This window comes from Leptospira semungkisensis (assembly GCF_004770055.1).
Taxonomy (GTDB): domain Bacteria; phylum Spirochaetota; class Leptospiria; order Leptospirales; family Leptospiraceae; genus Leptospira_B; species Leptospira_B semungkisensis.
In genome coordinates, this window is record NZ_RQEP01000012.1 from 24,602 (window position 1) to 37,401 (window position 12,800).

Here is a 12,800-nt window from a genome sequence, read left to right on the forward strand (position 1 = left end):
ATTTCTTAATTTCTCAACTCTCTCAGTATATCAGCGTTGCCGGTCACAGCCAAAGCTGCCGCCAATCCTCCCATCATTGCACCTGCAATTCCAGGAGAAGCTGCATCTGCCCCAGTCAGATAAAGACCCTCAACAGGGGTTCTCACATCAAACCAAGGACATTTTTCCTTCTTATATCTTTCTGGAACACAAGCTAGACCATAGATCGCGCCGTCCGGATGAGAGGTAAAATGTTCGTTCGTGATCGGAGTGGAGAGTTCCGTAAACTCGACTAGTTTAGTCAAGCCGGGAAATCTTTTCTCTAAGGTGGAAAGGATCCGATTTACGATCTTCTCCTTTAGATTTTTGTAATCTTCTCCCCTCTTCTTCCAAGGCTCGTCTTTCCATTCGGAAAAGTTGGAATAATCGGTAAAGGTAATCACATCCATCGTATGAGATTTGGCTTCCGGATTCTTCAAGCTCGGAAAAGAAAGATATAGATTCGGGATCTCTCCAGTATCTGAAAACCAATCGTTCCTTTCGGAGAAATTCTTATCATGATCACTAGAGGAGAAGATCCAGTAATTCTCTCCATTAAATCCTAGCTTGGCAGGGCTCTCAGAAAGACCCAAATAGAGGCAAATGCTCGTAGTCATTCTCTCTTTATTATAAAAATCTTTTAGATCTTTTCTGAAAGAGATCGGATAGGAATCCGGGATCAGTTTAGTATAAGTAGGATAAGCGCCTGCGCAAGAGATCACGATCGGAGCAAAGAAATCTCGCTCATGACCTTCTCCCCTTAGAGCCTTTGCCTTGACCCCTACTACTTTTCCTTGTTTGATTAGGATCTCTTTTGCTTCCACAGAAGAAAGAACTGCTCCTCCCTTCTCTTGCAAGATAGGTTCGATAGTATCGAAAATCTTGCCAGCGCCGCCCACCGGATAATAACCACCGTTAATATAATGCTGCACCAATGTTGCATGCATCGCAAAAGCTACTTTTGATGGGGGAAGACCGTAATCTCCCCATTGGGCCGCAAGAATTCCCTTCAATTCTTCGCTCTCGAAATTCTTATCAAAATAATCCTTGAGAGTGACTATATTCCCTTCTCCCAAAAGCCCAGTAAGTGAATCTAAAGGAGGAGGAGATAGTCTCATCATGATTGCCTTTCCGAAAAGGCCGGATGTCCTCTTGATATCCTTGAAATATCTTTCGATGGCTTCCTCTTCCTTCGGGAATTGAGTAATCAGGTCCGACTTGAATTTTTCAGGATCTCCATAAATGTCGAAATTCCCAGAAGGAAAGACAAGTCTCTCGAAAGGCTCTGGTAGTCTTTTCCAAGTGAGTTGTCCCCGGGTGATCTTGTCGGAAATTCTCTTACAGAGCCCTCCTTCATGCATATCACCAACATAATGAATTCCTACATCCCAATGGTATTTGCCCTGTTTCCTTTGGAACTCATGAGTAAACCCTCCAGGTTGGAAATGTTTCTCTAAAACGAGCACCTTCTTTCCTGCATGCTGTACCAGAAGGCTTGCGGTGCAGAGACTCCCCATCCCGGAACCTATAAAGATAATATCATATTGATCGTCGATCTGATCTATATTCATTGACAGAACCTCGAAACTTTTTCAATGTGAACACCGAACACATTGTGTTTATAATAAACCCCTTCAATGTAATAGATGTCAACATGAAAAATCCGCCGGAAAAAAATTCTTATCATCACGGAGACCTAAAAAGAGCCTTATTGGACGCCTCCATAAAGATCTTAAAAGAAGAAGGTTATAAGGCCCTAAGCCTCAGAAAGGCTGCGACCTTGGCCGGAGTCAGCCAATCCGCGCCTTATAGACATTATCCAGATTTAGAATCCTTATACGCAGATATCGCGGAGGAAGGATTCCTACTGCTGGCAGAAAGGCAAAAGAGATTAAGAGCAAAGTACAAAACGAAACCTTTGCTACTATTTAGAGAATCCGGAGTTTCCTATGTAGAATTCGCATTAGAAAATCCTGATCTATTTCGGATCATGTATGGGAATCAGATCGAAAGCCATTTAAAATATGACTCTCTCATCAGAACAGAGGATGAAACATTTCAGATCATAGTGGAGATCATCAAAGACTGCCAAAAAGCAGGACTGATCCCGGAAGGAAATGCAGAAAAAGCAGCTACCTCTGCGTGGACCATGGCTCATGGAGTTGCAGTATTGCTTTCCGGCCAGCAGATGATGTTCCGAGCGATAGAGATAAAGCAGGCAAGAAAGATCACTAAAGAGTTAATCCAGTTCTTATACACTGGACTGAAAGCTTAATTTAAAACTTAAACGCTCTCTATTTGTGCCGGTGGTTTCGGTACTATGAGAAAACGCGGGAGACGTTATCTTTTATGGAAAAGATAATGAGATACGATCCACTCTTCCCCATGATTGTATTTCCATAATTCTGCGCATGCCATAAAGAAGACTTTCCAATAAACGAACCATTTGATCGATTGATCCCTTCCATACGTATCCGTTAGGATCTTTAGGATCTCGTTCTTGTTTTTATACATATTTGCAAGCCATGCTTCCGAAGTACGCGCATAGTTTTTGCCGTTTACTACCCATTGGTCTTGGATAAGAAAGTCCTTTTGAAAATACAAAAACAGATCATGGGAAGGCATCTGCCCTCCCGTGAAAAAGTATTTTGCCATCCAATCAGTGTCATCGATCACTTCAAAAGGATACGCATACTTTTTATGAGTGAAAATATGAACAAAGAATAGGCCCTTAGGCTTTAGAAAGCCGGCTAACTTCTCGAATAAGAGCTCGTAATTCTTCATATGTTCGAGCATCTCAACCGATAGGATGCGATCGAACTTCAAATTTGTTTTGAATACGTTCATGTCCATGGTAAGAATATTCAGGTTTTTTAAACCTCTTTTCTTCGCCTCTGAATCTATAAATGCCTTTTGGCTTTTGGAATTCGAAACTCCGGTCACCTTGCATTTCGGATAATTTTCTGCGATATAAAGAGAGAGTGAGCCCCAACCGCAGCCAAGGTCCAAAACATTCATTCCATTCTCTAACTTGGCTCGATCGCAGCTCAGCTGCAGCATTGCCCTTTCGGATTCGTCGAAACTTACATCCGGAGATGCCCAGAATCCAGAGCTGTACTTCATATACTTTCCCATTACTAAACGGAAGAAGGAAGCGGGCACCTCATAATGTTGCTCATTTGCTTCGGCAGTGTTCACCGCAATCGGAGATCTTTTAAGGGAATTAATGTACTCGATCAAATGCTTTTGATTTGCCTCTAAGCTTCCCTTTTCCTCTCCTTTCAATCGCAAGCGAAGAAGCTGTCGGATCCTAAGACGGATCAACCAATCCGGAAAAATATCTTTTTCCATCAGAGAATAGATGAGGTTCATATTTCGTTCTCCTGCATCTGCTGCTTGAGAGTTTATTTTTTAGGGAACCAAGGAAAGAAAGAGCTAGTCTTTGCCCTATATTCTTCGTATAGCTTTCCTTTAGATCTCAATTGACCGATTTCGTTTAATGGAACTCCAGTGATCTTAGTTAGAAGAATATACATCACCAAAGGAGAAATGAGCCCTATCCACCCCCAAGGAGAAGCTAAGGAAACCAATCCGAAAGAGATCCAGATCACCCATTCAAAGAAATAGTTCGGATGCCTGCTATATCTCCAAAGCCCTATATCGCACACCTTTCCTTGGTTCGCAGGTTCTGACTTGAACTCAGCCAACTGAAAATCTGAAATTGATTCTCCTATGACTCCAATCGTAAATATGAAAAGTCCTATGATCTCTAATGGTTCCGTAACTATAGAGGGATTTAATGCAGGAAACAAGAAAGGAAGGCTTAAGAAAATCCCAAGTATTCCTTGGAATTGAAACACATTGGTGAAGAATTTTCTATCTACCTGGTCTCCATATTCTTGTCGAAAGGCAGAATATCTAGGATCTTCATGTCCGCTTAATACTCTAGTTGTGAAAATAAAATAGGAGAGTCTCCAACCCCAAACGGTTGCCATGATTGCAAAGATAGCTTTTCGAACCGAGTATGCATCTCCCAATAAGAAATAAATGATCGCTATCGTTGAGATACAAAGTCCCCACCCTACATCCACGATTGCATAATTTCGGATTACTTTACCGATCAACCAAAGGAAACTCATTAGAAAGAAAACGACTACCCAAGCAGTGAACATCAGAGACAGGGCCTTTTCGTACATAGAATACTCCGATCGGATTTATTTGCGAATGATTCCGTTCACTTTTCTTACGAGAAGAAGGAACAAAAAATAAGAGAAGAATGCGACGATAGGCACTGTACTCGTCCAACCTAAGACAGCATAACCTGCCGAACGAGACAATCCGTCTATCAATTGAGAAGTATCTCCTTCGGCCAGACGATACGCCCAACCAAGATCGATTTCTTTTTTAAGAATGGAAGATCCCAGCTTTAAGAAAGGAATAATTAGAAAAACTTGAAATGGATAGGCTGCATAATTTGCAATTTGAATGGACACTGGATTTAATCTAAGAAGAAACCCAAGCAAAGCACAAAGTGCCATAGTACTCCCTATAATTGGAAATACTCCAATAGCAGCACCTAACGCGAGAGAAAGAGCGATCTTTTCCGGACTGGTTCCGGTTTTTAACTCTACTAAGATCCTATCCTTGGCTTTTCCAAGAAAGGATGATTTTGTTTTATTATTTTCGGTTTCTGATTCGATCACAGAGGATTTAGCCCGCGATTGTTCGGTCGAGTGTATACAACCTGTACTACGCTGATATTACGCATATAAAACGCTGCTGCACAATAAGAAAAGTAATATCTCCATTTTCTGATAAAAGACTCATCATAACCCATGCTTTGGATGGCAGAAATATTCTCTTCGAAGTCCTTATGCCAACTCATCAATGTTTTATCATAATTTCGGCCGATATCCTCTAACTCGTGCAGAAACATGTTGCTAGTTCGATTGATGGCCTGATTGATCCTAGCAACGGATGGAAGCAAGGATCCCGGAAAGATATGCTTCTGAATAAAATCCACTCCCCTTCTAAAAGAATCATATCTGGAATCGGGACAGGTAATAATCTGATGGGCCATCAGTCCTTCTTTCTTTAAGACACGATCACACATGGAAAAAAAATCCTCGAAGTATTCATGACCTACCGCTTCTAGCATTTCTACCGTGACTATCTTGTCGTAAGAACCTTCTACCTTTCGATAATCTTTCAGTCTGACTTCTATTTTATCTTCTAGACCCAAACCTCGGATCTTTTCGGTAGCAAACTTGTATTGTTCTTCGGAAATCGTATAAGAAGTAACCTTGCATCCGTATTTGGAAGCTGCATGAATGGAGAAGGTCCCCCAACCCGTTCCTATTTCCAAAAGATGATCGGATGATCTTAATCTAAGCTTCTTACAAAGATTTTCTATCTTTGCTATCTGGGCTTCTTCTAAACTGAGATCGGCTTCCTGATAATAAGCGCAGGAATAAGTCATGCTAGGATCTAAGAATTTCTTATAGAAATCGTTTCCAAGATCATAATGCTCAACGATATTCTTCTTGCTGCCTCTCACAGAATTGCTTCGGAATAGATGCAGTAGACGATTTCCTAGATTCATAAAGGCAAGATGTAAAAAATTCTTCTTGGAACCGCTAACTGAAGGTGCTGCTTCCACATTTAAAAGAAACCAACAGATGATCGCTCTGATATCGTCCGTATCCCAGTCTCCATCCATATAAGATTCTGCTAGGCCAATATCTCCGTAGAGCACCAACTTCTTAAAAAATTCTCTGTTCTTTACTTGGATGATAGCTCGATGAAACTCAGAAGCTTCGGAAGAATTAGGATTTCCTAAATATCTTTGTCCACCATCTGGAAATAAAATTCGAAGAGAACCTCTTTGCATCTCTGATAAAGCAGAAAAGAAAATCTTTTCATAGAGACTAGGACTGCCCAATGCCGAGTCCAATGATCCTTGCAACGGTTCAACTTTAACTAAATTATCGCCTTCCAAGATGCAATCCTCTCTGTTGGTCTAAACCTTCATCCTTTCGAATGAATGGAATTCTTTTCAGGTAGAGAATAAATGCCTGCCAATGAATGAGGCCTATCACTCTTAAGGTCACGAAAGGATATTTAAAGAACATCCAGAGTAAATTTAGATCGGTCAATTCTCTTGCTTTTCCGGTATAAGTCGTCACCATCACCCTCTTTCCTTTTTCGAAGGCGTCGATGCGCAAATTGATCTTATCGCCGGAAGGCGGATTTAAATAAAAATCGAACTCCGAGTCCAAACTCACAAACGGAGAAACGTAAAAGAATTTATCTTCCTTCTTTCTAAATCCTCTTTGCTCTAGGGATTCCTTGCCAAGGAAATATAACTTCTTTTCTCCGAATGTATTACCAACCTCGGCAATCGCACAGATCGGATCTCCATTAGGGCCTTCGGCAAAATAGAAGGAGACCGGATTGAAGACGTAACCGAATACGCGCAGGTTGGTGATTAGCGTAACCTTTTCTACCTTCTCTTTGACTCCCTGCTCTTTCATGTACTCTAAAAAATTTTCCTTCAAGCCCTGCTTTCCGAAATGCAGATGGTCTGCATCGTAAAAGGAAAAAGTCCGAAATTTATTCTTTCCAAACAAGAACGAACGGTCGTTCAGGGTATCCAACTCATCCAAGTCTAGTTGAAAAGTAAAGATCCCGTATCGAAACCGATTTCGTTTAGGAATGCTGCGGTCATGCATGACCTTGGCTTCTATGATCTTGGAATTTAGTCCCATACACTTCTACCAAGCAATTGTTCCGACAGATTCCTTGCAGACCAGAGCCCATCCTCATGGAATCCATATCTAAAATAACTCCCACAAAAATAGACCGGCCCATTTCTATTCAGCTCGGATAATCTCTCCTGTGCTTTTAAGGAGCCCACATGAAATAAAGGATGTTCGTATTTGATCTCGCGAATGATCTTCTTTGGGTCCACCTTACCAGGATCACCTATGGATAAAAAATAATTCTCTCTTTTAGAAACATCCTGGAGACAATTCATCCAATAGATCGTATGAGGTCGGATCTTTCCGGCGATCTTATCCATTCTATAATTCCAAGAAGACCAAGTAGATTTGGTCTTAGGCATTACAGAATCATCCGTGTGAAGAGTTGCAATATTTTCTTGGTACGCGAATTGAGAGAGGAGATCTTTTTGTAAAGAATTCGGTTTTTTCAGAATAGAAAGAGAGCTGTTTGCATGACATGCAAGCACTACCTTATCGAAAGTTTCGGACCTTCCCCCTTTAAAGAGTAATTTTACCTTACCTTGAGAAAGAGGTTCCACTCCTAGTACCGGAGATTTGGTCTTGAATCTATCTCGGATGGATTTAGTAAGCCGCTTAACGTATTCAACGGATCCACCATGAACAGTATACCATTGGTGTTGTGTATTCAAGCCCAAGAACCCATGATTCAAAAAGAATCGGACTAAGGAATATGCAGGGAATTCTAACATCAGATCTTCGGGAGTGGACCAAACAGCGGAACTCATAGGGACTAAATAATATGTTAAGAGATCCTTATGAAACCCTGCCTCATTCACATATCTCAATAATGAGTAATCCTTGTATTTAGGATTTTCTAATATTCTTGGGGCTTCTTCATTGAATCTGTTGATATTTAAAAGTAGGCGCAAATATCGAAAATTTAATATGTTTTTCCTTTGCGCGAATAGACCGCCTAAGCCCGAACCGCAAAATTCCAGACTGTCCGGAACATGTTGCACACTAAAAGACATGCTTGTCTTTTTAGTCGGCACATGCAAGTCCTCGAAAAGCCTTTTTAGATTCGGATACGTGACATGATTGAACACGATGAATCCGGTATCAATAGGAAGAAGTTCACCTTCTTCTTTCACAAAGACCGTATTTGAATGTCCTCCGATATAATCTCCTTTCTCGAAGATCGTCAGATCAAAATCATTTTGCAAGAAGTGAGCGCAGCCCATTCCCGCTATGCCTGAGCCTACAATGGCCAATTTTTGTTTTTTCTTGGAAGGCTTTTGGGTGGGGGCTTTTTTTCTAATCGAGATTGGCTTCAAAAAAGTCTCCGATGAATTGGTTCTAGTCTGAAAGATTTGGAACTTAATTATAGACTCTTAGAATAAAAAACCGGTTTGGAAAAAATTTTCCAAAGCTCCAGAGTCCAGTCATTAAAAGAGCGGAAAGGATTTTAGTAAAAACTTTTTTATGACCTGGAAGATAGGCCACTCAACAGGAAGGAGTCCCGACAAATCATAGTCTTGTATTTTACAATATTACAAGCTAACCCCATAGGCTAAAGCGATATACCTTAGGACTCTTAGGCTGAATACGATCGAAGCAAAAATCCAAAACCTTTGGCGAAAGAAACCGGAAAGCACAGTGATAGGATCTCCCACAAAAGGCAAAAATGAAAATAGGAGGACCCAATAACCCCAACGACCAGTTCTTTCTGCCCAAGCTGAATATGTCTTAGATTCCGAGATCTTGATCTCGATCTTCTTACCAAACCAATATCCAAGTCCATAGTTAAATGCACAGGCTCCACAGTTCCCGATGGAAGCCCATGCAATCGCTTCATACGTAGGAAGTCCTGACCAGATCGCTCCCAAGAGAGCTGCTTCAGAACTAAATGGCAAAATGGTCGCTGCGGCAAAGGAAACTAACAAGAGCCCTGGGCCCCCATAGTTGAGAAATAGATGACTGAACGTTTGAAAGAAGTCCAACTAAATGTCCGATTTAAAAACTAAGAACTATATTAAGAAAACGAAGTGTTCATACTGAAAGAAGAAAGGTAGAAATTTAACGGCCTCTTATAAAATGGTAAAAACAGCGGGAACTTAGGCGGTAAGCACTTGGAAAATCTTAAATGCATTCGAAATTCAAAGATACTTTCCTCTATAATTGTTCTCTGCTTAACGTTATCCTCTCTCAATGCTGACAGCCTGATCGGAGACGGCACCCAGATCTCTCCATATACAATGAAACTTGGAGTAGGAGCCGGTCAAGCCGAGTATCAATACGGAAACTCAGGTCGATCCGATTCTTATCGTGCGTCTTTCGAATACAATCCTAAAAATTGGGGTTTTGAAATCGGAGTAAACCGATCAAATTACTTCGTCCCGCCAGACAAAAGTACTGAATTCTTCGCAGCATATATTCTATCCGCTGGTGCCGGAGCTCCCGAACGTTTTGGTTACACTATGTATACTGCAGCTAAAGTGGACCAAATCACATTCTCAAAAACTTTCTTGGACTTTGGTCCTACATTCCATCTAAAGCCTGGAAGTAAATTCGATCCGTATGTAGGTGTTGGAGCTGGGATTGCGGATATTGGATCCAAGCAATCTACATTGAGAGGATATGCAAAGTTAGGTATACGCATGAACTTTCAGCAAAGTTTTCTTTATTTAGAATTAGAAGGAGCTTCGATCAGTCGTCATTATGGCGGCAACCAATATTCCTATAGCGAAGGCTTAGGAATCTTCGGCTTCGGATATTATTTTGGCGCTTCTGGATCTTCCGCTCCCGCAAATATAGAAATACAAAAGCCTGTCGAGGATCAACCAAAACCGAAAGAGGAACAAATCCCTCCTAAGGAAGAAACAAAGTCTCAACCTGTTGAAAATCAGACTGAGCCAACACCTCCTGTTGAACAAAGAGAAAATCCAAATCCTTAAGCACATTACAGATTTAACGTTTTGTTTGCAATTATGGACCGAGGAGAAAGTATTGCATTCGATTTCGCAGCCTTATCATTCGCGCTTACCTGGCAATGGAAATTGCAATAATCTATAGCGGTCCGTTTTACAACTGCAATCATCATATCCTGAATCCAAGAAACATTGACGAGCACATCTCTCGCATTCAGAAACGCACATTTCCTGGAATGCAATGCAAGACGGCCTTCTGACATCTGCCTTTGACGGATCCAATGCTTTCAGCATCAGATAGCATTGGATTGCAGCCGAATTGCAATCATTCAGAAGTTTACAGTCGGAAACATCTTGAGAAAGACAATTTCCAAACAAAACAAGAAACAGAAGAATAGAATAACGTCTCATTTATGGATCTCCGACATAGAATGTATGATCCGGACATCCATCTCAAAATTCCGAAGGATATAAATAATCTATAAATTACCGATTCTCTCTTTTCATTTCGAACGCAAGATCAGTTTGAAATGAAAATCTATTTTTCTATATAGTAATTACGATTTTCAAATCTTTCGAAACAAATCTAAAGACTTTCAGGTCTCCCTTAGTGCAGAGCTTTCACTTCGTATGATATAAAATTAATTTTTGCAGAATGATTAAAAATCGATCCATTATGGAACCGAGCATGATTCGAAAAGATCATAGACGTTTAACAAACATTAGGTGGTTGTTTATGAAAATGAAACGTTTGATCTTAGGATTGGCGATCTGTCTTCCTGCCCTACCGGCAGTCGCAAAAGACAACACAACGGATACAAAGCAGAATACTGCTTGGACCTTGAAGCTTGGAGCAGCAAGAGGAGAAGTGCGAGATGGTTCTTATAACTACGGAACCTCGTCTGCCTATCGAATGTCTGCGGAATACAATCCACGATATCTCGGCTTGGAAGTGGGAGTAACTCAGGGTAATTACTCTATCAAGAAAGATGAATCTTTGGACAAGGCTCTCTCTTTTGCCTACAGTGGCGGAAACGCTGGTGATTATATCGCTTATTATAATTTCAGTCGAGGGTTCGAAAACAGAGAGTTCTTTCGATTAAACTACGTCGATATAGGACCTACTCTTCATCTTAGACCAGGAAAGACGATCGATCCTTATGCTTCGGTTGGTATTGGAATCGCCGGCAGTGGCTCTTATAGAACTTATGGACGCTTAGGTCTGAGAGTAAATATGGATCGAACCTTTGTCTACTTCGAAGGAGAAGCTTCTTCTATCAATCGTCATTATGTGCAGAGGAACTGGACGTATCACGATTATAACGGATGGGTCGGTATAGGCATGTATCTAGGATCCATGGACCCTTCAGACGAAGTAAGTCCGAACGCAGGAAGACATCCGGTCCAATCGGAACCTTTCGCGTTTAGATAGATAGTTTACTAGGGGTGGAGAGGTTTCTAAGCAAGAAGCTTCTTCATCTCTACCGAAATGGAAGCTGCCGATTTTCGAGCGGCTTCTGCAAAATCAGGTCCTGAAGAAGAAAAGATGATACTTCGAGAAGAGTTGATCAAAGCATTCTTACCGCAAACCGCGACCACTTCTTCCAAAGAAGCTCCTTGAGCTCCGTAGCCAGGAATAAGGAGAATTCGGTCCGGATGAGCATTACGAATTTCTGATAATTGCTTGGGATGAGTAGCGCCCACTACCAAACCCACATTTCGAGGTGAGAACTTCTCGCTCAATGCTGCGACTTCTCTATACAAGGTCCTACCCGTCTCAGAGAAAGTTTTCTTTTGCAGCTCGGCAGAATCAGGATTGGATGTAAGACAAAGTAAAAAAACCAGTTTGGACTCATCTTCCAAGAAAGGTTTGATCGTATCGGAACCCATATAAGGAGAGAGAGTCAAAGAATCCACTCCGAGCTCTTTAAAGAAGAATTTCGCGTATTGCTTTGCTGTATTATCCAGATCTCCGCGCTTTGCATCCGCAACGATCGGGATCTCCGGATGATTTGTCCGAATATGGGAGATCACCTTCTCGAATTGTTCGATTCCCTTGGAACCAAAAGCCTCATAAAAAGCTATATTCGGTTTATAAGCAACTGCATAGTCCGCAGTCGCGTCCACAATCTCTTTGGAGAATAGGAAAAGTTTATCGGGAAATTTTTCTAAAGAAGGAGGAAGTTTGGATACATCCGGATCTATTCCAACGCAAAGAAGGGAGTTTAACGTTTCCCTTCTTTTTGCGAATTTGGAATAGAAGTCCATGCTATTTACGTACTATATAGTCCTGCGCGAAAGGAGGAAGCGTAAAAGCAGCCTTATGCATTTCGGCAGAATAATATTTCAATCCCTTAGGAACTCTCTTAGGATCCGGTTCGACTTTATAAGGATCCGGTCCTTTGGAGCAGTAAGTAAATCCAATGATCCCGGAAGGATATGTAGGAACTACGGTAAAATAATAACCGCAATGATCGAACACCTGAGGAATGAATTGGAATAATTCCTTAATCACTTTTCCGTGATAATAGAAGCTCTCTCCTTGGGTAGTGCAGATCCCGCCCTTTTTCAAGGAAGCTGCCATAGTCTCGTAGAAAGGTCTCTTGAATAAGACTTCTGCAGGACCGACAGGATCGGAAGAATCCACGCAGATCACATCGAAGTATTCTTTGTAATCCTGAACGTATTTTGCTCCGTCTTCGTATGCATGCTTGACCCTAGGGTCTTTCATTGCATTCGCTATCTCTGGGAAGTACTCGTAGCAAACGTCCACGACTCCCTTATCGATCTCGCATAAATGAACTTCTTTTACAGAAGGATGCTTTAGGATCTCGCGAACGGTTCCCCCGTCTCCACCACCGATCACCAGAACTCTTTCCGGATTCGGATGGCTCATCATAGGGACATGAGCGATCATTTCATGATACGCAAACTCGTCAGCCTCGGTCATCATGACGACTCCGTCCAGAGTGAACATGCGGCCGAAACCTTCAGATTCGAATACGTCTATTTTTTGAAAAGGAGTCTTGCGAGTGTGCAAGAACTCCTTCACCTTAATCTTGAGAGCCCTACCGTTAGGAAGTTCTAGGGCCTCGTCTAACCAAAGTTCCAA

At 41.5% G+C, this 12,800-nt stretch carries 14 protein-coding genes; 3 read left to right on the forward strand and 11 right to left on the reverse strand.

Going from position 1 to position 12,800, the window contains the following annotated elements:
• Positions 1-5: 5 nt before the first annotated feature.
• Positions 6-1,589, reverse strand: coding sequence for a phytoene desaturase family protein (locus EHO59_RS09680; protein ID WP_135587377.1), 1,584 nt, complete (start codon positions 1,587-1,589; stop codon positions 6-8).
• Between the two features lie 83 nt (positions 1,590-1,672).
• On the opposite strand from EHO59_RS09680, the gene EHO59_RS09685 reads away from it, so the two are divergent.
• On the forward strand, positions 1,673-2,293 hold the full coding sequence (locus EHO59_RS09685; protein WP_135587379.1) for a TetR/AcrR family transcriptional regulator: 621 nt from the start codon (positions 1,673-1,675) through the stop codon (positions 2,291-2,293).
• 65 nt (positions 2,294-2,358) lie between these two features.
• Here EHO59_RS09685 and EHO59_RS09690 read toward each other — a convergent pair whose 3' ends face one another.
• From EHO59_RS09690 to EHO59_RS09720, 7 genes are all read right to left on the reverse strand, one after another.
• On the reverse strand, positions 2,359-3,390 hold the full coding sequence (locus EHO59_RS09690; RefSeq protein ID WP_135587381.1) for an SAM-dependent methyltransferase: 1,032 nt from the start codon (positions 3,388-3,390) through the stop codon (positions 2,359-2,361).
• Positions 3,391-3,422: 32 nt separating this feature from the next.
• Positions 3,423-4,214: a DUF1295 domain-containing protein gene (locus tag EHO59_RS09695; protein ID WP_135587383.1), complete on the reverse strand. Its 792-nt coding sequence runs from the start codon at positions 4,212-4,214 to the stop codon at positions 3,423-3,425.
• An 18-nt stretch (positions 4,215-4,232) separates the two neighbouring features.
• Positions 4,233-4,721, reverse strand: coding sequence for a DUF2062 domain-containing protein (locus EHO59_RS09700; protein WP_135587385.1), 489 nt, complete (start codon positions 4,719-4,721; stop codon positions 4,233-4,235).
• Positions 4,718-5,971 (reverse strand): SAM-dependent methyltransferase, encoded by a 1,254-nt coding sequence (locus tag EHO59_RS09705; RefSeq protein WP_246052811.1) that lies wholly within the window; start codon positions 5,969-5,971, stop codon positions 4,718-4,720. The genes EHO59_RS09700 and EHO59_RS09705 overlap by 4 nt, the downstream gene beginning before the upstream one ends.
• A 31-nt stretch (positions 5,972-6,002) precedes the next feature.
• The gene (locus EHO59_RS09710; RefSeq protein ID WP_135587388.1) at positions 6,003-6,785 is read right to left on the reverse strand and encodes a DUF1365 domain-containing protein; all 783 of its coding nucleotides are present in this window, start codon (positions 6,783-6,785) and stop codon (positions 6,003-6,005) included.
• Positions 6,776-8,095, reverse strand: a complete 1,320-nt coding sequence (locus tag EHO59_RS09715; RefSeq protein ID WP_281275716.1) for an NAD(P)/FAD-dependent oxidoreductase — start codon at positions 8,093-8,095, stop codon at positions 6,776-6,778. The genes EHO59_RS09710 and EHO59_RS09715 overlap by 10 nt, the downstream gene beginning before the upstream one ends.
• 216 nt (positions 8,096-8,311) lie before the next feature.
• Positions 8,312-8,761: a YqaA family protein gene (locus EHO59_RS09720; protein WP_135587390.1), complete on the reverse strand. Its 450-nt coding sequence runs from the start codon at positions 8,759-8,761 to the stop codon at positions 8,312-8,314.
• A 129-nt stretch (positions 8,762-8,890) separates the two neighbouring features.
• Here EHO59_RS09720 and EHO59_RS09725 point away from each other — a divergent pair, with 129 nt between their 5' ends.
• On the forward strand, positions 8,891-9,715 hold the full coding sequence (locus tag EHO59_RS09725) for a hypothetical protein (RefSeq protein WP_246052813.1): 825 nt from the start codon (positions 8,891-8,893) through the stop codon (positions 9,713-9,715).
• Positions 9,716-9,720: 5 nt separating this feature from the next.
• Here EHO59_RS09725 and EHO59_RS09730 read toward each other — a convergent pair whose 3' ends face one another.
• A complete protein-coding gene (locus tag EHO59_RS09730) occupies positions 9,721-9,951 on the reverse strand; it encodes a hypothetical protein (RefSeq protein WP_135587392.1) in 231 nt (76 codons plus the stop codon).
• Positions 9,952-10,424: 473 nt separating this feature from the next.
• Between EHO59_RS09730 and EHO59_RS09735 the strand changes: the two genes are divergently transcribed.
• Positions 10,425-11,120, forward strand: coding sequence for a hypothetical protein (locus tag EHO59_RS09735; RefSeq protein WP_210413061.1), 696 nt, complete (start codon positions 10,425-10,427; stop codon positions 11,118-11,120).
• 26 nt (positions 11,121-11,146) lie between these two features.
• Here the strand turns inward: EHO59_RS09735 and pyrF are convergent, their stop codons facing one another.
• Positions 11,147-11,956 (reverse strand): orotidine-5'-phosphate decarboxylase, encoded by an 810-nt coding sequence (pyrF, locus tag EHO59_RS09740; RefSeq protein ID WP_135587396.1) that lies wholly within the window; start codon positions 11,954-11,956, stop codon positions 11,147-11,149.
• 1 nt (position 11,957) lies between these two features.
• Positions 11,958-12,800 carry a polyamine aminopropyltransferase gene (gene speE, locus EHO59_RS09745; protein WP_135587398.1) on the reverse strand — a complete coding sequence of 281 codons (843 nt, stop codon included), beginning with the start codon at positions 12,798-12,800 and terminating at the stop codon, positions 11,958-11,960.

Excerpts from the sequence above, each read along its gene's own strand:
- EHO59_RS09735 (WP_210413061.1), top strand. The coding sequence starts at position 10,425 with ATGAAAATGAAACGTTTGATCTTAGGATTGGCGATCTGTCTTCCTGCC.
- EHO59_RS09710 (WP_135587388.1), bottom strand. The coding sequence starts at position 6,785 with ATGGGACTAAATTCCAAGATCATAGAAGCCAAGGTCATGCATGACCGC.
- EHO59_RS09690 (WP_135587381.1), bottom strand. The coding sequence starts at position 3,390 with ATGAACCTCATCTATTCTCTGATGGAAAAAGATATTTTTCCGGATTGG.
- pyrF (WP_135587396.1), bottom strand. The coding sequence starts at position 11,956 with ATGGACTTCTATTCCAAATTCGCAAAAAGAAGGGAAACGTTAAACTCC.
- EHO59_RS09730 (WP_135587392.1), bottom strand. The coding sequence starts at position 9,951 with ATGTCAGAAGGCCGTCTTGCATTGCATTCCAGGAAATGTGCGTTTCTG.
- EHO59_RS09695 (WP_135587383.1), bottom strand. The coding sequence starts at position 4,214 with ATGTACGAAAAGGCCCTGTCTCTGATGTTCACTGCTTGGGTAGTCGTT.
- EHO59_RS09680 (WP_135587377.1), bottom strand. The coding sequence starts at position 1,589 with ATGAATATAGATCAGATCGACGATCAATATGATATTATCTTTATAGGT.
- EHO59_RS09685 (WP_135587379.1), top strand. The coding sequence starts at position 1,673 with ATGAAAAATCCGCCGGAAAAAAATTCTTATCATCACGGAGACCTAAAA.